This is a genomic window from Mesorhizobium sp. M0659 (genome assembly GCF_040320605.1).
Lineage (GTDB): Bacteria > Pseudomonadota > Alphaproteobacteria > Rhizobiales > Rhizobiaceae > Mesorhizobium.
In genome coordinates, this window is sequence record NZ_JAMYPY010000006.1 from 200,704 (window position 1) to 219,641 (window position 18,938).

Annotated in this window: 21 protein-coding genes and 1 pseudogene; 11 read left to right on the forward strand and 11 right to left on the reverse strand. The window is 59.2% G+C overall.

Annotation, left to right across the window (positions count from 1 at the left end; translation table 11 throughout):
• Positions 1–6 precede the first annotated feature (6 nt).
• Both NKI31_RS12615 and NKI31_RS12620 read right to left on the reverse strand, forming a co-directional pair.
• Entirely contained in the window at positions 7–1,203 is a 1,197-nt protein-coding gene (locus tag NKI31_RS12615; protein ID WP_352651715.1) for a DUF932 domain-containing protein, read from the reverse strand.
• A gap of 44 nt (positions 1,204–1,247) precedes the next feature.
• Positions 1,248–1,505: a hypothetical protein gene (locus NKI31_RS12620; protein WP_352651716.1), complete on the reverse strand. Its 258-nt coding sequence runs from the start codon at positions 1,503–1,505 to the stop codon at positions 1,248–1,250.
• Positions 1,506–2,362: 857 nt separating this feature from the next.
• Here NKI31_RS12620 and NKI31_RS12625 point away from each other — a divergent pair.
• Positions 2,363–2,809 carry a Ros/MucR family transcriptional regulator gene (locus NKI31_RS12625; protein ID WP_352651717.1) on the forward strand — a complete coding sequence of 149 codons (447 nt, stop codon included), beginning with the start codon at positions 2,363–2,365 and terminating at the stop codon, positions 2,807–2,809.
• Positions 2,810–2,967: 158 nt separating this feature from the next.
• Here the strand turns inward: NKI31_RS12625 and NKI31_RS31855 are convergent, their stop codons facing one another.
• Positions 2,968–3,147: a YdcA family protein gene (locus NKI31_RS31855; protein WP_502899126.1), complete on the reverse strand. Its 180-nt coding sequence runs from the start codon at positions 3,145–3,147 to the stop codon at positions 2,968–2,970.
• A gap of 72 nt (positions 3,148–3,219) precedes the next feature.
• Between NKI31_RS31855 and NKI31_RS12630 the strand changes: the two genes are divergently transcribed.
• Positions 3,220–3,708 (forward strand): thermonuclease family protein, encoded by a 489-nt coding sequence (locus NKI31_RS12630; RefSeq protein ID WP_352651718.1) that lies wholly within the window; start codon positions 3,220–3,222, stop codon positions 3,706–3,708.
• 10 nt (positions 3,709–3,718) lie between these two features.
• Here NKI31_RS12630 and NKI31_RS12635 read toward each other — a convergent pair whose 3' ends face one another.
• Positions 3,719–4,255: a hypothetical protein gene (locus tag NKI31_RS12635; protein ID WP_352651719.1), complete on the reverse strand. Its 537-nt coding sequence runs from the start codon at positions 4,253–4,255 to the stop codon at positions 3,719–3,721.
• An 80-nt stretch (positions 4,256–4,335) separates the two neighbouring features.
• Between NKI31_RS12635 and NKI31_RS12640 the strand changes: the two genes are divergently transcribed.
• The 6 genes and pseudogenes from NKI31_RS12640 (at position 4,336) to NKI31_RS12665 (ending at position 7,308) form a co-directional block, all read left to right on the forward strand.
• Complete coding sequence (locus NKI31_RS12640; protein WP_352651720.1) at positions 4,336–4,989, forward strand: hypothetical protein; 654 nt, start codon at positions 4,336–4,338, stop codon at positions 4,987–4,989.
• Positions 4,990–5,068: 79 nt separating this feature from the next.
• Positions 5,069–5,449, forward strand: a complete 381-nt coding sequence (locus NKI31_RS12645) for a hypothetical protein (RefSeq protein WP_352651721.1) — start codon at positions 5,069–5,071, stop codon at positions 5,447–5,449.
• A 9-nt stretch (positions 5,450–5,458) separates the two neighbouring features.
• A pseudogene (locus NKI31_RS12650) lies at positions 5,459–6,304 on the forward strand (SOS response-associated peptidase).
• 28 nt (positions 6,305–6,332) lie between these two features.
• Entirely contained in the window at positions 6,333–6,596 is a 264-nt protein-coding gene (locus NKI31_RS12655) for a hypothetical protein (protein WP_352651722.1), read from the forward strand.
• Between the two features lie 71 nt (positions 6,597–6,667).
• Positions 6,668–6,802, forward strand: a complete 135-nt coding sequence (locus NKI31_RS12660) for a YHYH domain-containing protein (protein ID WP_352651723.1) — start codon at positions 6,668–6,670, stop codon at positions 6,800–6,802.
• A gap of 104 nt (positions 6,803–6,906) precedes the next feature.
• Complete coding sequence (locus NKI31_RS12665) at positions 6,907–7,308, forward strand: sunset domain-containing protein (protein WP_352651724.1); 402 nt, start codon at positions 6,907–6,909, stop codon at positions 7,306–7,308.
• Between the two features lie 882 nt (positions 7,309–8,190).
• Here the strand turns inward: NKI31_RS12665 and NKI31_RS12670 are convergent.
• From NKI31_RS12670 to NKI31_RS12680, 3 genes are read right to left on the reverse strand one after another with little or no spacing between them, the layout of a single operon-like run.
• Complete coding sequence (locus tag NKI31_RS12670; protein WP_352651725.1) at positions 8,191–8,382, reverse strand: hypothetical protein; 192 nt, start codon at positions 8,380–8,382, stop codon at positions 8,191–8,193.
• On the reverse strand, positions 8,379–9,155 hold the full coding sequence (locus tag NKI31_RS12675; RefSeq protein ID WP_352651726.1) for a hypothetical protein: 777 nt from the start codon (positions 9,153–9,155) through the stop codon (positions 8,379–8,381). The genes NKI31_RS12670 and NKI31_RS12675 overlap by 4 nt, the downstream gene beginning before the upstream one ends.
• Before the next feature lie 57 nt (positions 9,156–9,212).
• The gene (locus NKI31_RS12680; RefSeq protein ID WP_352651727.1) at positions 9,213–10,691 is read right to left on the reverse strand and encodes a hypothetical protein; all 1,479 of its coding nucleotides are present in this window, start codon (positions 10,689–10,691) and stop codon (positions 9,213–9,215) included.
• A 711-nt stretch (positions 10,692–11,402) separates the two neighbouring features.
• Here NKI31_RS12680 and NKI31_RS12685 point away from each other — a divergent pair.
• Positions 11,403–12,353: a S1/P1 nuclease gene (locus NKI31_RS12685; protein ID WP_352651784.1), complete on the forward strand. Its 951-nt coding sequence runs from the start codon at positions 11,403–11,405 to the stop codon at positions 12,351–12,353.
• A gap of 320 nt (positions 12,354–12,673) precedes the next feature.
• Here NKI31_RS12685 and NKI31_RS12690 read toward each other — a convergent pair whose 3' ends face one another.
• The 4 genes from NKI31_RS12690 to NKI31_RS12705 are packed head-to-tail and all read right to left on the reverse strand — an operon-like array spanning position 12,674 to position 17,488.
• Positions 12,674–14,299, reverse strand: a complete 1,626-nt coding sequence (locus tag NKI31_RS12690) for an ankyrin repeat domain-containing protein (protein WP_352651728.1) — start codon at positions 14,297–14,299, stop codon at positions 12,674–12,676.
• Positions 14,296–15,684: an Lcl C-terminal domain-containing protein gene (locus NKI31_RS12695; RefSeq protein WP_352651729.1), complete on the reverse strand. Its 1,389-nt coding sequence runs from the start codon at positions 15,682–15,684 to the stop codon at positions 14,296–14,298. Before NKI31_RS12695 ends, NKI31_RS12690 begins: the two co-directional genes overlap by 4 nt.
• A 9-nt stretch (positions 15,685–15,693) precedes the next feature.
• Positions 15,694–16,680 (reverse strand): hypothetical protein, encoded by a 987-nt coding sequence (locus NKI31_RS12700; protein WP_352651730.1) that lies wholly within the window; start codon positions 16,678–16,680, stop codon positions 15,694–15,696.
• A gap of 28 nt (positions 16,681–16,708) precedes the next feature.
• Complete coding sequence (locus NKI31_RS12705; protein ID WP_352651731.1) at positions 16,709–17,488, reverse strand: hypothetical protein; 780 nt, start codon at positions 17,486–17,488, stop codon at positions 16,709–16,711.
• Positions 17,489–17,826: 338 nt separating this feature from the next.
• Here NKI31_RS12705 and NKI31_RS12710 point away from each other — a divergent pair, with 338 nt between their 5' ends.
• Positions 17,827–18,063: a helix-turn-helix domain-containing protein gene (locus tag NKI31_RS12710; RefSeq protein ID WP_352651732.1), complete on the forward strand. Its 237-nt coding sequence runs from the start codon at positions 17,827–17,829 to the stop codon at positions 18,061–18,063.
• A 282-nt stretch (positions 18,064–18,345) separates the two neighbouring features.
• On the forward strand, positions 18,346–18,936 hold the full coding sequence (locus tag NKI31_RS12715; protein WP_352651733.1) for a DUF433 domain-containing protein: 591 nt from the start codon (positions 18,346–18,348) through the stop codon (positions 18,934–18,936).
• Positions 18,937–18,938: the final 2 nt, after the last annotated feature.

The following is an 18,938-nucleotide window of genomic DNA, read 5'->3' on the forward strand; positions in this document are numbered from 1 at the left end:
TCGCTTTCAGGCCGTGCGATCGAGCAGTTTCTTTGCCTTGGCTTCGAGGTCGAGGCGTGCATCCTGATGTGTCTTGTCGCGCGCGACCGCGGTGATGCCTTGGACGAAGTCGAAAACGCTCTCCGGCTTGCGCCCTTCCTCGCCAAGCACCGTGTCAATGATCTTCGTGCTTTCAGCCTTGCCGAAACCGCGCTTGCGCAGGAATTCGGTGCGCTCGTCGTCCGAACGGGCGACGATGCGCTCCCGAGCCGCCCTGATGCCGTTGACGAACGGCGCTGCGCTCGAGTCCGCGAACCGTTTCAGCGCCGGAGCCGCCTCATGGGCGAAACGCGAGGCCGCATATTTCGAGTGGCGGATCGTAATCTCCTCGAAATCTTCGACGCCCCACAGATTGCGGTTCTGGCAAACAGCCCGGAGATAGAAGGAGGCCATGCCGAGGGTTTTGGCGCCGACCTCAGAGTTCCAGCAGTAGAAACCGCGGAAGTAGAGATCCGGCGAACCGTCGGACAATCGGCCTGCCTCGATTGGATTGAGGTCATCGACGAGGAACAGAAAGACATCACGGTCGCTAGCGTAAAGAGTGGTTGTGTTCTTGGTCATATCGACACGCGGATTGTAGATGCCGGTCGACCAATCCAGCACGCCAGGCACTTTCCATCGTGTGTCGCCGGTGCCGTTGCCCGCAATCCGCTGGACCGCTGCGACCAACTCGTGGTCGTATATCCGGCCGTAGTCTGGACCAGTAACGGCGCGCAGTTCCACGCGTCCATTGTCTGTCTCAAGCGTCTTGATCTGCTCGGCGCGGTGCGAGGCCAGGCCGTATTGCAGGTTGATGCCGGCAAGCGGTGCGGGCAGTTGGCGAAGGTACGTCGCTGGCGCACCAACTAGGCCTGCAAGTTGCCCAAAGCTCCAGTGGGTCGGTGAGAGCGGGTCGGCCTTGCCGGGCAGAACAAGCGACAGGCGCTTGGCGTTATCGCGGCTGGCTTCGACACGAACCGCAGCACTCTCCACTGTCCGTGTCGTGCTGTGTTCGCTGCGAGTCTGCACCGACGTAAACAGATCCGACAAGGAAAGGAACTTCTCGTCGTCGGGGCGGGAAAACCATTCCGACGACACCCGGCCAATCCTCTGTCCCCGACCGATATCGACTTTGTAGCCGCCGCGTTCGTCACGCACCGCGTCCAGAACTTCAACACTGCTCATGGCTGATCTCCACGACGGATCGCCGAGAGCCTCTCTCTCGACTTTCAATCCGTCACGGCGAAGGCCGCAGCCCTCTCACTCTGGCGTCGCAAAGCGATGACCTCGACGAGCGCGCCCGGCCAATGAGAGCGCTTCCAGTTGCCCATCTCGTTGCAGTCGTCCAACTGTGCGGCCCAGCGATCAGCTCTCGCCAAGTCAAAAGCGACATCGAGTAAATCGAAGCAAAAAGTCCCGTCGACGAAAATTGCGCCGTACAAGCCAGATGACGAGGTCCGATGTACACCAAAGCGGGCAGTGCTCATTTCTCCGGATCAGCCCATCGGCCCCGGGCCGACAAGAGGGGGTCGGCGTCTAGTGATCATTAGCTCGCGGGATTGATCTCATCGTTCTTGGGGGGCATTGTTGGTCTGACCGGTCGAAGCGCACCCTCTAGCAACCCGCCATCCCAGCGGGTTTTTGCTGTTTGGGCCAACCTGTCGCGGATAAGGACTCACGATGTCAGGCGTGTCGTGGCGGAAGGCGTCTTTGACTGTTGGTCTGAGCGCTGGCCACCGCCAGCGCCCTAGAAGGAAAAACGGCGTATAAACCGTAGTCCTGTACGCGTCCGCGGAGTGGACATTGTCGCGCGCAGGACGAAGGAAATTCGCCTCCGGCGTGGGCGGTTAACAGGACAGCCGTAGGAACGTCAGCATAGCGCCGGCCGAAGGACGGGACGCGGGACCGACTGTCCCCGTCTGCGGTGGCCCGCTTGTTACAGCGGCCATGGATGCGGTTTCGGCTAGGCAGTGAACAATGTCGCATGCTTTGAGGCTGCGACCGCTGGCGTGCAGCAAGCCAATCCAGATGTCGCCGGCCTATGCGTTGGCTGGGAGGTTCCGACGGCCGGCACACTCGCGGAAATCCGCGATGCGGGAAAGACAGTGCCGGTGGCCACCGTCGAGACGAAAGAGATGGCCATGCCCCTAGCTGTCGCGTCGGGTGCCGATTTTTCATCGCGTGCACATTTCCAAGACGCTGAGTACTAGTTGCATCGTCGAATTCAATCACCTAATGCGAAGCAATATTATCCTTGGTTGGAAGACCTTCGCTCCTTGCGGCTGGAAGTTCCACAAAGGCCGGTCATGAAATTTTATATTGTCACAGGAAAAGGAGTTTGTGCATGCCGGAAGAGATTGAGAGCAGCCGAGACTATCTGATCGAACTCACCGCAGATATCGTGTCTGCCTATGTCAGCAAAAACGCAGTCCCGGTTGCATCACTCCCGGAACTCATCGCGATCGTGAATTCGTCGCTTTCGAAGATCGGGCAGCCAGCTGTTTCGGAAGAGCCGGTTCAGCTTCCAGCGGTAAATCCGAAGCGATCGGTCTTCCCCGACCACATCATCTGCCTTGAGGATGGGAAAAAGTTCAAATCGCTGAAGCGCCATCTCGCCGTGCACTACGGGCTGACGCCCGATGAATACCGGACCAAGTGGAGGCTGGCCAGCGACTACCCGATGGTGGCGCCCAACTATGCGGCCCAGCGATCGGCTCTCGCGAAGTCAAGCGGGCTCGGCCGGAAGGCGCCGGTGAAGCCTTCAAAACCGGCATCGAGAAAGTCGCGCTAGCTCAGTTTTTCAGGTAGCTCTTACGCGCGCTGGCCGTGATGCAGTAATGGCCTCCGCGGGGCCCGGTGCAGAAGTGCCGGCGCCGGCAGTTGCGTTGGCCCAATTCACTGGCCGGCGACATGTCCGCAGACCCACCGTCAAGCAGTCCGAGCGGCTGATCAGATGACCCGCCCATATAGGCCGAGCAGTTCTTTTTTGCTGGCGCTGACTGAACCGTCGTTGCAAATGAAGGTGCTGTCCTGGCAGGGGGAGATTCCCCTTTGTGTCCACGGCAAGGAGTATTTGCAGCAAAAGTCGATTGAATGCCGATCAACGCTAAAATCGCTGCAAAAAGACACACTCTGAATAGCTGCAAGAACTCCTCACCGAACCCCATTCGAAGGTGTAACAATGCCGCCGGAAATAGGATAGTGCGCGCCCTGGCAGTCTCATTTGCCCTCATACTTTTCTCGAGCGCAATCCCTGCCGCTGCCCAACCGCTGGTCGGCGTGGCTTCCGTAATCGATGGTGACACCCTCGAGATTCACGGCACCCGCATTCGCCTCAATGGCATAGACGCGCCGGAAAGCGATCAGCTTTGCCGAGACGCCGTCGGCAACAAATACCGTTGCGGGCAGAAGGCTGCGCTCGCCCTGGATGACTTCCTGAAGGCGCGCCGTTTGGCTTCATGCATCGAAGTTGACCGCGACCGCTACAAGCGCATGGTGGCTGTCTGCACGGCCGCCGGCGTCGATATCGGCGAATGGATGGTCAGGCAGGGTTGGGCGCTGGACTGGAAACGATACAGCGCTGGCTTCTATGCCCGCGCGCAGCGGGAGGCCATGGCGGCTCGGCGCGGCATATGGTCAGGGTCATTCACGGCGCCTTGGGAATGGCGCAAGCAGGCCAAGGCTCAATAGGACATGACAACTAGTTCCGCGGCAACTTGTGGATCTCCAGTCGCACCGGACCACCTCGATCGCAACTCGTGCAAAAGAGCGCTCTCTCGACTGAGCTGAAAAGCGCGCCCTTGCCGTAGCGCCGGATGAGCGCGGCGGGCTTCACCTGGGCATGATGCGAGCAGTTCTTGCACCAGGCACGCAGCGTGTGCCATTCGCGCAGATCGCTGAGGGCGACATCGAGGCCGGCGTGCACGCTGCCGTCTACGATTGTCTGAGGGTCAATCTTGACGTCGCCAGGTGTCAGCATCTTCTCCATCACATGCCGTGCATTGTAGTGGATCAGCAGCATTCCCGGCCGGCGCCGGATAGCGACGTGCCAGGCGGTTTGGCTGATAAGGAAATCCGGTGACCGGCATATCGTCTCGATGAGCTGGGTTTCTTCCTGATCCCAAACTTCGATCCGAAAATTGTCCTCTGCCGTTTTTCCCATAGCTTCGCCGGCCGGCGCGGTGACGCCTCGCCATGGTCCCTTCTTGCCTAGATCGAGGATGGAAATAAGGAACATATTCCTCGCCAGTCAAGATCATCTTGACTCTTGTGTTCTCTTTTTGTTCACTGTCGGCAGGCTTGCCACAGGAGGAAGTCATGGAACTTCGCTTAGCCATCGAGGGCGCCAAGCCCGAAGGAATCGCGCGCGGGGTCGACGCGGCCCAGGTTGTTTTTGATCGCGAGGGGATTGCCGCCGAAGTCGCGGCGAGCGGCGCTTTTGCGGTCTACATCCGGGATATCAAAGGATTTCTAGGAAGCGAAGCGCCGAGCGAGAGCCAAAGGTCTGCAGCCAATATCTGGCAAAAAGCCGAGCGCGTCGCTTACGAAGCCTGTTGCGCCGGATGGCGTGAACAACCGGTTGTCAGTCGCTGGGCGCTATGTCTGGGGCCAACGGAACCAAGGGTGAAGACCGCCAACCCGGCAACCTGGCCCGAAGACAGCAGCTATACCCCAAGCTCATTGAACATCGAAGCAGCTACCGGTCCAGATCGGCAACTCGACATCGACATCTGCTATGTGATGGGCTGGGTAAATGAGCGGGGGACGCCGGAAGAGGCCGCTGAATTGGGGTGCCATATCTCACGGGCAAATTGGCAGAGGTTGCGGCAATCACGCAGAAGTCTCTTCAGGGCTGGACGATCGAGATCGACCAAGCCCCTTGCGATGCTCGCATCATCGCGCCGGAGCGCGACGAAGATGACGATAGGAGCGTGGCTGCATGGCGCACCTTCGATGGCCGATTTTATATGAAAAAGCCACCGGCGAACCCCGCGATTGCTTTGACACTGGCGGCGCTGCGCCTTCAGGCTGACAGTTTTTTCGAGCCAGCATGGTAAGGCGCAGCAGAAGCATTCCAGCGCCATCGACCATCGACCAGAATTGGCCACACCAGGTCGCGCTGCCGGACGATATCTGCACCGACCGGAACCTGACTGCGATCAGCAAGTTCTGTCAGGATCGCGGAATGAAGTTCCAGACCAGGCATGTCCAGGCGATTTGGCCGAGTGGCGAGTATGTAGACTGGAGACTGCACTGCTTCGCTGACGCCGCGACCGCCCAGGCATTTCTTGACCACTTTGGCGGGGTGCTGTTCGATCCGAAGCGTGACCGGGAGAACGGCAAGGTGCGTGGTGTCTGGCGTCGGATTGGCCGCTATGAACGAATTCTGGAGCTTGGGCCACTCAGCGTGCCGCAGATCCTTCGCAACTAAGGCTGAACCATGTGCGGACGCTACACGAGATATCTGTCGTGGTCGGAAATCCACCGGCTCTATCGTCCGACGGCGCCAGCTGAGATCGGGCGCAATGATGCGCCCCGCTACAACATCGCGCCCACTGACGAAGTTCCGTTCATCACCGCCGGCGATGACGGCAATCACAGGCTTCAGAGCGGCCGCTGGTGGCTGGTGCCGTTCTAGGCGAAGGAAATGCCCAAGGCGGCGATGTTCAATGCTCGGATAGAAGGTGTCGACACGACCCCGGCCTTTCGAGACGCCTTCAAATCGAAGCGCTGCCTCATTCCAGCCGACGGCTACTATGAATGGACGATATCGCCTGCAGACGGCAAGAAGGACCCCTGGTTCATATTCCAGCCCGGCCACGCACCGTTCTCATTCGCCGGCCTCTGGGCCCACAATTCGAACCTTGAAATCACGAGTTGCACGATCATTACCGAGCCTTCGGCGGCGCCCGTCAATCAGATCCATGACCGCCAACCGCTCATTCTGGATCCCGCTTACTACGACGCCTGGCTCGATCCCAAGACGGCGGCGGGGGACCTGAAAGACATCTTGCGCCACGACATCGACGGGAGCCTGCAATTCTATCGGGTCGGACGGGAGGTCAATGCGGCCGCGATCGATAGGCAGCCCAATGATCATGGGGGCTCATCGAACCCATCAAGCTGCTATGAGCGACGAAATTCGACTTGCCATGCCGGAACACTTCACTCCGCCGGGAATCCAGCACCACGTCTGCGAGCACGCCGGATGCATCAAGGATGCCGGTTGGGGATTCGCCAAGCACCGACAGGCGCCGCACTGGTTCTGCTTCGAACACCGCGCTGAAGGTGAACGGTTTCTGTAGGAGGTTTGAATGCCGAATAACGTGCTGCCCACTCAGGCTAAGCCGAAGCTGATTGTGGTTGTTGCGTTTGATCGAGGCGACGACGGCGAGCTATTCACAGCCTACGGTCCAACGAACCAGCAAAGCGAAGATCGCGCGATCCGCACGGCCAAGGGCCTTTCGGCCGGTCATGTCGGCGTCATTGCGTGGAGCCGTGACGCAGACCCTGCGCTTGGTGACTACGGGCCGCCCACGACGCTCTTTGTCAGTGGCGAAGTTCCAGATATGGAATGAACTCGCTTGCGTGCGCTTGTGCCAGTGCCGCAACAATGCTTCTTAGGCGAAATACTTGGGGAGGCAATATTATGAAAACAACATTTCTCACTGCTTTCGTGGTTGCAATAGTGACCTTCACGGCAGGGGCATATGCTCACGGCGGCGGCACAGATGCCAATGGCTGCCACACCAATCACAAGACCGGCGAATATCACTGCCACTGATATGCTGAAAGATTATACTGTCGATCTTGGCCGGAATGGTCCGGGTGCCGCCTCATCTGGACTCCAAGCCCTAGGCGTCGCATTCTCCCATCGGGAGAAGGGGCGTGGGCAAAGTCCATCGTCATGAGGGTGCCAACCAAGCCGACCGCTGGCGCAAACGTGCCGAGAAGCGGCGGCGGAGTTTTTGGCGACCCCAATATCTGTTCGCGCTTGTCATGGTGCCGCTTGCTGCTTTTCTGACTGTAAGCCCGAGCAGCCTTGAGGTGGTCGCGAAGTTCATACCCGCCGAATGGCTTGAGAGGCTAAACGTTCCGGCTCCGTCATCACTGCTTGCCGGTGGTTGCAACATCAAAGGCAACATCTCGATAAACACTGGCGAGCACATCTACCATGTCCCCGGCCAAGAGCATTACTGGGAGACGAGGATTAGCCCTCAGTATGGAGAACGGTGGTTTTGCTCGGAAGTGGAAGCGCGGGCGGCTGGCTGGCGGAAAGCCCGACGCTAAGCAGCATGCCAGCCTGTACCACCTTACGCCGGATCGACATGGCCGGTTCACCGACCGCCAAGGGCCTTGGCGCACATATCCGTGATCCTGCCGGTCGCACATGAACGATTACCGCGAGCCTGCGTGCTGCTGCTCTGACACGTCGCTCTTTGCCGCCGTAGGGTAGATGGCGTCTCTGATGTCGATGGAGGTCGAAACCTCGGACCGTGCGGCGCGCATGTTCCGCAGGCTCAAGGTCGCATCCGCTCCGCCATCTCAAGACCGGACAGGGCTGTCTAGTCAGTGGCTTCGACGGCTTCTATATACTCCAAGGATGACAAGAACACCCGCGATCGGTATCGCCAAAAGTAGGAATTCAAGCGAGCCGGAGCCGCCATCAGGTGAAATTCCAAAAATACGTTCTATGAAATCCATGATAACTCCGTTTCGGACATTGGGAAGCTGAGGATTTTTCATAGTTGGAGGCTATTCGAAATAGATTACTCCTGTTGTGTTTACACAGCAAGTCCGACCTGGCACACATTATTATAATGTCGGCATTATGAAACAACATAGGCTGGAAACGATAGAGCTTCTCTTTGCTCGGCCTCACACCACCTGGCATCAGTCTGGGTGGGATCGCCCGTGGCTCGATGTGAGCAGGGAGGCAACCGCCGGGCGTGAGGGACTTTCCATTCACCCGTGGCGCGAGCCGTCGACTTTCGTCTGTTCGCTGTGGTCTCGCAGGTGCCGACGCTCAAACAGGCTGACCGCCGGTCCAACGAGGCGGGGCAAGCGAAAATCGTCGGCAGCCACGTCAAGGTCTTCCAACACTTCCGCCAGTCGCTGGCGAGAAGTCACAGAAATCGAGAACCTCCGGGACGCGGAATAGGCGACAAAATGTCAAGACTCCTCGGGTTTGTCATAGGCATCGCGTTCGCGGGTCCTGATGACCTTGTAGCGCGCACCCTTTGGCGATCGCAACTCGCGCTCGCTGACGACGTTAGCCGGATCGGGCAAACCGGTCCGGCGCCGTTGCGTGGCGTCGTCGAGGGTGGGTGAGATCCGATTCTTCTTGGAAGGTTTGTCGCTCACGGCTCAAACGCAATCCTCGCGATGGGGTGAATCTCCCAAACAACGGGCATGTCACCACGCAACGACTGCGGACCCGGACGCGACCCCGTTGCGTGGCTCATGTCGAAGAACAGCGAGCCCTCCACCTCGATCGGGATAGGAGGATCGTAGAAATCGTACGAGGTGCCGGGCAGATCGCCGCCGAAGAAGCTCGAGTACGAATGTCGCGCCTCGTCAAGGCGAGCAAAATGCTCACTCGTCGCTGGCGGCAACCCAGACAACTCCATGGTCATGTAGACCGGATCGCGTGCCGGATCGCGGCCCACAATCAGGTGGTAGTCGTTGTCGTTCTCGTGGCTCGCCGCATACAGGAAGGCGGTAATGCGAATGTTGCGATCCTCGCTGTCGACGCGCCCCGAGTTCGCCGCGGTGGTAATCTCCGGTTCATGGCCGACCATCGACTGGTGGTCAGGCAGTGTATCGATCAGTGCGGCAACGTCGTCGAACGCCTCCACTGCGGAGTCCGATATCGATAGTTTGGCCGCCTTGCGCGACGTGCCCGTGAAATTCTGGTTCGCTTCGGGCTGCGCCTCGCCGAAAGGCTGGACGTCGGCGGCGCTTACCGGTGGGTCATATTCGTCGACTTCGACGGTCCGCAGGATGCGGTAGGTAGGGCCTGGACCGGCGGTCGGGCTATCAGTCATCGGACGGTTAGGAGCGAACGACTTCTCCGCAACGACAGATTCGCTCGACGGAACTCCGGCACGCCCACTGCGTTCGCCATTGTCACTCATGTGATGCACTCCATTCCTCGTGCTTGACCAGCCCAGTGAAACACCGGTCGCGCAGCGTTATCGCTCGAATATCGTGATGTTGGGCGTCGCATCATTGTTTCCCGCGCCGTTCATCAGCGTGTAGCCCGCCGCGATGAAGCGCGCGTTGTCGGGATGACAGCGCCGAACACACAAATAGTCGCCCCACTTGCGGTCATTTGGGCCGCGCTGGCCGGCAAAGGTCAATTTGTAGATCGCGGGGTTGGTCAGGATGCCGACGACATGCGAAGGAAAGCGGCCGGGTCCGCCGATCGAATAAGACACGCCGACTTCATTCTGGCCGTTGGTGCCGAGTGCTGCACAGGCAATTGCGTCGACCGGATCCCAGAGATTGATGCTGTCGACGAGCGTTCGTGTCGCTACATCGACACAGGCGATCTGAACGTAAGGGTTGGGTCTCGCGTTGACGCCGCCTGCCCCGGCTGTCCAGGCGAAAAACAATTGCTGCCCGGCCTGTGTCCCGCCCGTCATGCGGCGATCAACCCGTTCGAGCCATTCTTTGTTGTCCGGGGTCGTCGATCTGTAAGGCTGATCAGAGTTGAAAGTAGGGACATCGACGCCGAACGACGTCGCGGTCGCCGACGCATCCGGCCAAGCGAATATCTGAATGCGGCTGTTTGTGACGTGCGAGGCCCAATAGACCGTTCCCTCGGGTTGTTGCGCAACCCGGAAATTGAATAGCTTTTTCGATATCACCTTCTCGGCGGCGATCGAACCGCTGACAATGCTGGCAAGCGAGACACGTGCGATGGCCGTGCCTGTCCACTGCTGACCTTGAAACGCGTTGGTCGTCATGTAGAGAAAGGTGCTGCTCACCGCGAGGTCGGGATAATCAAGCCACGCGCCCTTGAATCCCAATGCCTTCGACGAAATGTCGAAGAAGCTCCAGTTACCATTGACCACCTCGGCCGTCGACGCATAAGCAATACGTTGGACGTTTTCACCGTTGGCATCCGCTGAATATTGAAGTAGCCAGAAAAATAGGTCGGCTTGGCTGCTGTATATTGCTATTTGGTCACAGCAGAACCGGGAACCGACGGGGTCCGGAAACGATCGGTAGGGATCGACATAGACGTAGTTTTGGCCACCGTCGGTAGACACGCACGCGAACCAATTGCCCGTGGCGAAGATAACATCGCCGTTTTGCGCCACCGTCGGCTCGCAGACGTGGCTTGCCGTATCGGAGGTTCCCACGTCACTGATCTGGGCGTTGTAGCGGAAAGCAAGCTGCGGCACCGGCGCCTCGGCCAGCGCCATGGGGACCGCCTGCCCCCCATCCAGCGCTAACGGGCGGGTCGGCTGGGCATCGCCTATAACCTCACCAGAAGCCAGTTCGGGAATAATCTTACGGCGATGGATTGCCTTGTTGCGGTTGAAGCGTTTGGCTTGGTCCAGATAAGTGAGCGCATATGGGTTGACGCTCCGGACGATGCGAAGCGCGCTGGCTTTGACCGAGGTGGGGCCCTTGGACGATGCCGCTTGTGCTGCAATTGCCATATCACGCCCCCAAAATCGATTTGCACGTCAGGTTTTCGATCCGTCGTCCACTGATACGGGCCCTGTGGGGCACGAGTCAGGAACATCCTCGCCCTCCGGCAATCGCGGCGGCGGACGTCGTTCATGTATTTGTTGCGGCCGCGGGGGCATTGGCGGCTTCTCGTTATTCCACACCCGCACCCTTTGAGTCTTTGTGATTGGCACGGAGGATGATGGGACAGGCTTGTCGTCGTCGGACTTGGCCATAACATTACACCACGTTGGAACTATCATCTACCTAGACCGGCTGAGCATCAAGTAACTTCTTTGCGCGATCTCGACAGAATTTGTTGCGAACGTGCAAACCCAACGAAAGTTCCCAGGCTATCCCTCGATCGGATGATGCTCGACTCTGAAGCGTTTGCATCCGCTCTCGTAGCTTTTGAGGTGATCCCGCCGCTACTCGCCAGTCGAGATCTTGCAAATTTCGGCGGTGAGCATCTTCAACCTCCAACACAAATGGCAATTTTTTTAAGAAAACCAGATGAATAGGAAATAAAATAGCCGACTAAATTCGTGCACTTCTCGCGCCTTTGGCGACCCTTTAAAGACCGCTAGCTCGAAGCTGCGATTTCTGGCAAAGTTTCGATGACGTTCACACTTGGTCGGGAGAGAACAATGCGGCGACTCGCATTTGCAGTTGTTGGGCTTTGCTGTTGGTCGTCTTGCGCAATGGCATGGTGGGACGAAGGCCATATGCGCGTCGCCGCAATGGCGTGGGATCAGATGTCGCCCGCCGCGAGAGCGGAGGCCAGCCGGTTGATCCGGAAGAATCCCCAATACAATGCGTGGGTGGCTGCGGTGCCGCAGCCCAACGACGGATCGTTAAGGGACCTGGACCGATATACTTTCATACGAGCTTCCGTTTGGGCGGACGACATCAAGGACATGCCCGATTACATCAGCAAAGGGGACAACGCCAAAACAAGCGATGCCGGCAGAAACATCGGTTACGTCGATAAACTGGTCCACGGCTACTGGCATTTCAAAGACCTCCCCTACACTCGCGATGGGAGCGTTCCCCCTCCCGCGGATCCGGTGGACGCGGCTACACAGATAAAGGCCTTCCGGACAGCTCTTCCGAAAGCGGCGGGGATGTCCGACGACATCAGATCCTACGATCTCGTCTGGCTTCTCCACTTGGTTGGCGACGTCCATCAACCGCTCCACTCTACAGCCCTCTTCACAAAGGAGTTCACGGCCAAGTGGGAGGCCCAGGGCAAACCAGACCAGGGCGATCGTGGAGGCAACGAAATCATGGTGAAGCCGGCCAATGGTGAGCCGGTCAAGCTCCACGCCTATTTTGACGGCATCTTTGGTGGGTACTCGTCCGTATACGGCGCGATATTCGATAACTACGATCCCTTTACCCACAAGCCTTATTTGCCTGCCGCCGATGCCACCGAGGCCGCGATCACAGACGTCGACACATGGATAACCGAGAGCAACAAACTGGCTGTCGACACCGCGTACGCTGCACCTGTCCTCGACGCCAACGGGAATGTCGTCCAAAACGCCGAACTCACTCGTGAATACGAGACCAAGGCGCGTGACGTGGCCAAGCTGCAGTTGTCTCTCGCCGCTGCGCGCCTGGCCAAACTGCTCAACGACGCGTTGCTGTAGCAGTGAACGCATCGCATGCGGTCGGGGGCCTCATGCCGACCCATGGCTGGCTGTTGCACACCCCGCACTCGCACGCCGATCCGATAGCGCAGGCTCACCCGGTGCTGATGCCCGATGTGAAAGCCAAGTTGCAACTCGGGTTCATATCCATCGGGCGATAGCAAGTGTCCGAGTAGTGGGTCCCCTTCCAGACATTCTCGTCGTAACGCTGGCCTCCGCTGATGTTGTAGAGCTCGGACTCGGACATGCAGGTTTGCGCCGACGCCGGTTCCGGTACAACCCACGCCGAGGCGGTGGCCATGAAGGCCACAGCAAGTCGCCTACTTATCCCAACTGTCACGGCAGGACTCGCCTCTTAGGGTCAGAACCATGCAATCCCGACACCGCTTATCGCCTGGCGTAAAGACGTCGCGTGCCTCCGCCAGCTGGATCGCGGATTGTCCGTTGGTGTCCTTCAGTGATCGATTGGCCCCGTGCCGCAGGAGCACGCCTGCCCTGATGGACAACCCATCTTCCCCATTCCAGCAGTATCGAGCGTCGCCCTCACGTTGAAGGAAGTTGTCAGGGTGCTCGGCGGCCACGTCCATTAGGGGCGTGCGTCCCGTCGAGCTAATCGGATCGACCGTTGCACCCGACGACAGCAGCAGATCGAGCGTCGATGACAGGCCGTCGGTCGCCGCAATGGAGATAAGGCTTCGCTGATCACCAATCCAGTCAATCGTCACGTTTGGATCTGCGCCGGCCTTAAGAAGCGCCCTGGCTATTTCTGTCCGGGCTGGGCCATCGCGCTCACTCACCACGGCAGTAGCGAGAGGGCTCCATCCGAGAGTGCTCAAGGAGTCGACGCCCAGCCCGGCCGCGACCAGGTCGGCAATGATTCCTGGTCGCAGCTCGGTGTTGCCGGTCCCGCTTGCGGCCGCATGAAGGCCAGTAGCACCGCTATCGTCGACAAGGAGTGGATCCGCGCCCATTCCGAGGAGCGCTTCGACCAGAGCCTTGCTTCCATAGCTGGAGGCTGCGATTAGCGCTGTCATTTCAGAGGCCCCTCGTGCATTCACATCGAAGTCGCGGCACTTGCTGAGTTCGCGCACAACGTCGAGGTAACCGCGCTCTGCCGCAAGCAGGAGGGGGACGCCTGACGATGTTCCTCTGGCGCTCGCACCCGCCCGGCAAAGCACGGCAGCGCGCTCCGGTGCTCCGAGTATCGAGGCTTCGACAAGCTGATTGTCGTAGTTCGCGATGAGGTTAGTATTAATCGATTGTGCCTGCAGACTCGCTATCAGCCGGTCTGCCCAGGTCCCCGCCCCGATTTCCTGAACCATCCCGACCCAGCTTCCGTCGATCGAAAACAATGGCCCGCCCGAGAAACCTTCTACAACGCACGGCTTGGCTGGATCGAAGTCGGGTGGGCAACTCGTCGTGACAGATACTAAACTAAATTCGGGGCCATCGGACGCGGGGCTGTCAACGCGCACCTCTAGATCCGAAAAATACATCGGCCCGCCAAACGGGTTTCCTACCGGCCGCAAGATGGTGTTGTCAGCCGGTACGCCCAACCGGACGCTGCGCAGGTTTGCTCGGTCCAGTTCCGCGCGCGGGACGGCGATGAGGACTGCCAGAACGTCGTTCAGCGCAGCAACCTTGATGGCCCTGATGACGGGATAAAACAAATACGGCTTGGCGCGCAGGGCCACCCTCGCACTATCCGGCATCGTGACCACGTGCTCCGCGGTCAGGACCGTGACCTCGATCTTGCCGGCGGCCGCGTCTGGTCCGACACCCACGACGATGCCGGCACCGAGCCGACCGGAGGTGTCAGTTCCCGGATCGATCGTCACGACTGGCGCGAGCGTATCCGCCGACAGTTCAGCGGCATGCACCAGTGCCATGCCCCAGGCCATCGACGCGAGCATCAATGCGACCGCCAGCGGGCTAAATTGTCTCATGGCGAAGAGCCCTCAAGCCCAGCGCTGCGAACGGCCATGAACCGACCCTTTTTTGCCAACGGGTCAAACACCGTCGGCCCGGACAAGGTAAAGGGGAGGTCGTTGGAGTCCGACTTGAAGCCCTCAACCCAAAACAGCAATCTATCGCCAGCCACCTCGACCATATCGATGGACCAGTAGAACCCACCACCGGGCATTAACCGGCTATCCATGAAGTAGGGCTCCCCTGCCTCTCCCAACCCGATTGCGCGTTCTTCGGCGAGCGACGCCAGCTCCTCCATGGTTGGTAACCGCCAAGTGTCTGCGCCCAAAAGCTTCTTGTCATTGAGGGCGTCGATGCAGAGCAAGGTCGCAAGCAAAGTGCCGTCTCCCTCCCAGTCGATATCCCGACAGTTCTCCTCGACCGCTTCTTCGAACGGCAGCCAGACAAGTGAGCTAGCGCCATCACGCACTGCCCGGGCGCCTTCGCGCTCTTCAATTGAATATTGATGCCAGAGCGCGCCTCGATAGGGCATTGATTTTCCGAGAACATCCTGGGTTCTTGCAGCGTCTCGCAGCTTCAGGAAGAACGCTTCGTCGAACCGCGCGAACATGGCCGGGTCGTTCAAAAGGCTCAGATCGGGAAATGGCATCTGATCATCCGGCCCGGATACCCGTCCGGAGGGGTTGTTGAAGCCGTTGCTCTTAATCAGGTCCTCGACTTCCGAAGCCGTTAGGATTGAGGGCGTTGAGCGATAGGCGCGCGTCACCAACAGCTTGTTGAGCGGCACATTCCAACCCTTCAACAGGGCGTCGCGGATACCGGCGGAGGACGTTACGCGCGCCTGTCCGTCGAGGGTCTCGGTCACGATGCCGGCAACGCGACCGGCGCTGTCGGTGACCGCAGAACCCGGCATCACATCGGGAGCGGCGACTAAAAACTGGTCCAGCGGACAATCTCCGCATTTGATAGTCAGCGTGGACGCAGACTGTCCGGCTCCACTTGCAAGCCGGAGCGGAACGTTCCCGTTTCTGAGCTCGACCTCAGCCGGGACGGCAACAAGTGGCCGGACCTCCAATCCTGCCAGTGTTTTTGCATCCAGACTCGCGGGGCCGAACTCCAGAAATGCCAGGCCCCGGTCTTCGTCTATCGCCGGAAACTGTCGCGCGGTGAAGGTTCGCCCGTCTTGCAGCGTGATCCCGAACTCGCGCGGGACTTTGGAGCGCCCTATGCCTGGGGCGCTGACCAGCACGAACCCGACGCTGTCCTCTACGTGGACAATGAGCCCCGCAGTATCTGGTCCTTCGCTCGAATGCACGATGACGCCGCCACCGATCTCGGCGGCGACGCTTGGGGCTGCGAGCAGGGCGCCGACTACGACGGCCAACAAACGAGCGTCAAGCAATTGACTCTCCTAAGTGTCAGTCTCCACGATCTTCAGGCGGTTCAATATCGAAAGAATTGCCGACCCGATGACCAACACGACACCGAAGTAGCTGACAAGAAATCCGACTGACTGAATTCTTTCAAGCAGCGTAGGCAGGATGTCGGGACCACCCAGCCAGCCGACCTTCACGGATTTTGCTGAGCCCGCGAATGACATGTCGATCCCAGTACCATCGTTCAATTGCAGGCCGATCATCACGAACGGATCAGCAGCTTCGGCGCTCACCGACATCCCCGGCAATATGTTGATTTTCTTGCCGGTATCCTGGATGACGACCGATCCTGCCCCTACGATGCTCGTATCGGAGTCGACATCGCTGAACGCAAGGTGGCCCGAGATAGGATATTTACCTGCGAGGTGCTCGCCCGGACGCGCCGTAACCGAGAGCCCTCCCTTTGGAACGGCGATTTGAACGAGAGCCGCATCGTCGACATTCACCGTGGGTGGCAGGGGCTGCAAAGCTCCAGTTTGGTCATTACCGACGAGGTTCTGGCTCTCCATCGTCAAGCCCGACGTGCCCAGATTGAGGGTGACCGAGCCACCATCCGGAAGGGCAACGTCCAGGGCACGGTCGGAACCGCTGCGGCTGACGACAAATGCTTTGCCCACCACTGCATTCAGGTTGCTAACTACAAATCGCGATCCGCCCGGCGCCCGAAACCAGATGATCGTTTCGGTCGCGGCATCCTTGGCCTTGATCTTGGAAAACGTCGTTGTACCTACAAGCACCTTGAAATCCGGTGGGAAGGCGAACTCGTCCGTGAACCTGAGGTTGAGCGCCGATGTCGAAACGTCGCCCAGGATAGCCACGGTGCCTAGGTAGTCGGCCGGAGGCTTTGCGGCCGTTGCCGTTACCCTTGTCGCGGTGACCTTGAGCTCCACCGTTGCGTCGGGGCGTAGGTTGAGCGGAAGCAACACCACGGCGGGTGTCACATAGCAGGCCGCGATGACCATCGCGGTCACCCTATTGTCACGCCACCACCTACGGAGCGTCGGCATTTGCAGTCCCGGTGTGAAAGAAGAGAAAGGTTCGCCGCGAGGGAGGGCCGACGAAATTTTTCCGATCGCCTTCAATCGTAACCTCGATCATTCCTTCGGGCAAGGATGCGGCAGGTATGTTGACCGTCATCGGCGCTCCCCCTTTCCGGTCGATGTCGGTAAACTCCCGGCTGACCTCGGTCCTCGTATTGCCGTCCACTGCGGTGACCACGACCGTCCGGTTCGTTAGGGTTGCAGCAGGGCGGACGATGAGCCTGTATATCTTCGCAGCCGTCGGCTTGGTCTTGGAGAAGACGAACGCCGGTGCCAGAACGTCGTCCTTGCCATCGATGAGCACGAGCACCCCAAGGTTGTCGGACGCGACCGCCGGGGTTGCCGCTGCAAGTTCGGTATTCCATGGGCCAAACACATGCCAATGCCCGGCCTCGCCCAAAACCTTGTCAGATATCATCCCATAGTCCGCCAGCGGCTCGATCTCACGGGCCCTGATTACAGCGGAGGATTCTGTCGGCGCGAGAAAAAAGGCGACTCGCAGGTTGACCGTCCGGCCAGCCTCGTATCCTTCCACGTTCCCCACGAAGGAGACCAGGTCGAGCCCCTCTCCGATCACCGGACGGCGAAGCGTGCCCTTGGTGCCACCCACGAATTCGACTTTGTTGCACCAGACGTCGCCGATTTTCGTCTCGCAACGGTTGTCGGCCAGCGAGTCTGTCACCAGAAAGGCCGAAATAAAACCACCGAATATCGCCCCAGGTATCCTCATCGTTGCAACTTTTTGCTCGAAACGATGCTATAGACTGCCATAACGTCCGGGCGTCTTCAATCATCGGCAAGTGGATAATAACAAGCATCGCCATGATGATATCACATGCTAGCATGGCGAACTACGTGAGTTTCCGCGCACGAAAACGACTGGCGAGTTCTTATGCCCCGCGCGCACTGCATCCCACATCAGGACGAGACGTTTCGGGTCAATGATCAGCTTTCGATAGCGCCAGGCGCGGGAGATCCGTTGCCGGGACGGCGACGAGAAGCGCTACAATTGCCCGTTCGAAATAGGGCAAGATACCCTGAGGGTCCGCTACATAATATGGTGAAATCGTGACGCCAGTGCAGTGCCGGATGGCCCGGGCCGCACTAGGTTGGGGTGTTCTGGTTCTCGCTAGAGAAGCAGGCGTTTCAACACAGACGATCGTGCGCTTGGAACGAGGCGACGCGCTAAAGCAACCGACTCTCGATCGAATACGCGAGACGTTCGAAAGGGCGGGAGTAGAATTCATCCCAGAGAACGGTGGCGGCCCCGGGGTGCGATTGGCACGACGATCTGACACCGCATAGCATGCCCACTGCAGTAGGCGTCTGGTTTGCGTTTGCAGTGGTCGGAATCGCTCGCTGGATGACCGATTTTGGGCCGGGTAGCTGACCGTCTGCTTCCAGGCCGGACCACAAAAGCCGCCTAGCCAAAAGCACGCCTGCACAGCTACGGGCAATGACGGGACACGGGAGCTACCGAGCCTGGGGTATTGTCTGAAACACCCTGCCACGGTGAAATCAAACGACGGGCCTTGCACTATTTCTAATTCGACCCTATTTTGCGGGGTGAATTAGAGAGGCGATCGGATGGAACATCTGACAACGGCACAGGCGGCTTTTGTGGTTGGCGCGCCGCTGGACATCTTCAAGAAGGTTGTCGAGCGCGCGCCGATCAAGCCGCAACTCGTGAAGCGAGGTGGTCGAAGCATTCGACAGTTCGGTCAAGCCGAGCTGGTGTTTCTCCATGCCTATGACGAACTCAAACTGGCGCTGACGCCCAAGAGCCAATCCGAGTTCTATGAGGCGTTGCGGACCTCTCTGAAGCGCGGTCTGGCGAAGGAAGTCGTGTTCGGCAAACAGCGCTATGACATCGGTCAGCACCTGGTCTTCGTCGAGCGCAAGCTGAAAGAACTCGAGAAGCTCACAGCTCAGCTCGACCTATCCGGGAAGGAGCCGGTCATCCGAGGCACGCACATCGAGGCGCATCGGATCGCTGCTCTTCTCGACGCCGGCGCCACGGTCGAAGAGGTCCTTCGCGACTATCCCTCGTTGAAGGACCAACAGGTCGTCGCGGCGCGAGTTTATGCGGAGGCGCATCCGAAGGCGGGACGGCCGTACCCAAAGCAAACAGCAAAAGCCGCCATGCGCGCAGCCGATCTTAGCGCGCTGGATGACTGAGC

Bases quoted from the DNA above. Each gene is read 5' to 3' on its own strand.
- NKI31_RS12615 (WP_352651715.1), bottom strand. From the start codon at position 1,203: ATGAGCAGTGTTGAAGTTCTGGACGCGGTGCGTGACGAACGCGGCGGC.
- NKI31_RS12655 (WP_352651722.1), top strand. From the start codon at position 6,333: ATGCCGAATAACGTGCTGCCCACTCAGGCTAAGCCGAAGCTGATTGTG.
- NKI31_RS12705 (WP_352651731.1), bottom strand. From the start codon at position 17,488: ATGAGGATACCTGGGGCGATATTCGGTGGTTTTATTTCGGCCTTTCTG.
- NKI31_RS12640 (WP_352651720.1), top strand. From the start codon at position 4,336: ATGGAACTTCGCTTAGCCATCGAGGGCGCCAAGCCCGAAGGAATCGCG.
- NKI31_RS12715 (WP_352651733.1), top strand. From the start codon at position 18,346: ATGGAACATCTGACAACGGCACAGGCGGCTTTTGTGGTTGGCGCGCCG.
- NKI31_RS12690 (WP_352651728.1), bottom strand. From the start codon at position 14,299: ATGAGACAATTTAGCCCGCTGGCGGTCGCATTGATGCTCGCGTCGATG.
- NKI31_RS12680 (WP_352651727.1), bottom strand. From the start codon at position 10,691: ATGGCAATTGCAGCACAAGCGGCATCGTCCAAGGGCCCCACCTCGGTC.
- NKI31_RS12660 (WP_352651723.1), top strand. From the start codon at position 6,668: ATGAAAACAACATTTCTCACTGCTTTCGTGGTTGCAATAGTGACCTTC.
- NKI31_RS12685 (WP_352651784.1), top strand. From the start codon at position 11,403: ATGGCATGGTGGGACGAAGGCCATATGCGCGTCGCCGCAATGGCGTGG.
- NKI31_RS12620 (WP_352651716.1), bottom strand. From the start codon at position 1,505: ATGAGCACTGCCCGCTTTGGTGTACATCGGACCTCGTCATCTGGCTTG.
- NKI31_RS12635 (WP_352651719.1), bottom strand. From the start codon at position 4,255: ATGTTCCTTATTTCCATCCTCGATCTAGGCAAGAAGGGACCATGGCGA.
- NKI31_RS12645 (WP_352651721.1), top strand. From the start codon at position 5,069: ATGGTAAGGCGCAGCAGAAGCATTCCAGCGCCATCGACCATCGACCAG.
- NKI31_RS12700 (WP_352651730.1), bottom strand. From the start codon at position 16,680: ATGGTCATCGCGGCCTGCTATGTGACACCCGCCGTGGTGTTGCTTCCG.
- NKI31_RS12675 (WP_352651726.1), bottom strand. From the start codon at position 9,155: ATGAGTGACAATGGCGAACGCAGTGGGCGTGCCGGAGTTCCGTCGAGC.
- NKI31_RS12625 (WP_352651717.1), top strand. From the start codon at position 2,363: ATGCCGGAAGAGATTGAGAGCAGCCGAGACTATCTGATCGAACTCACC.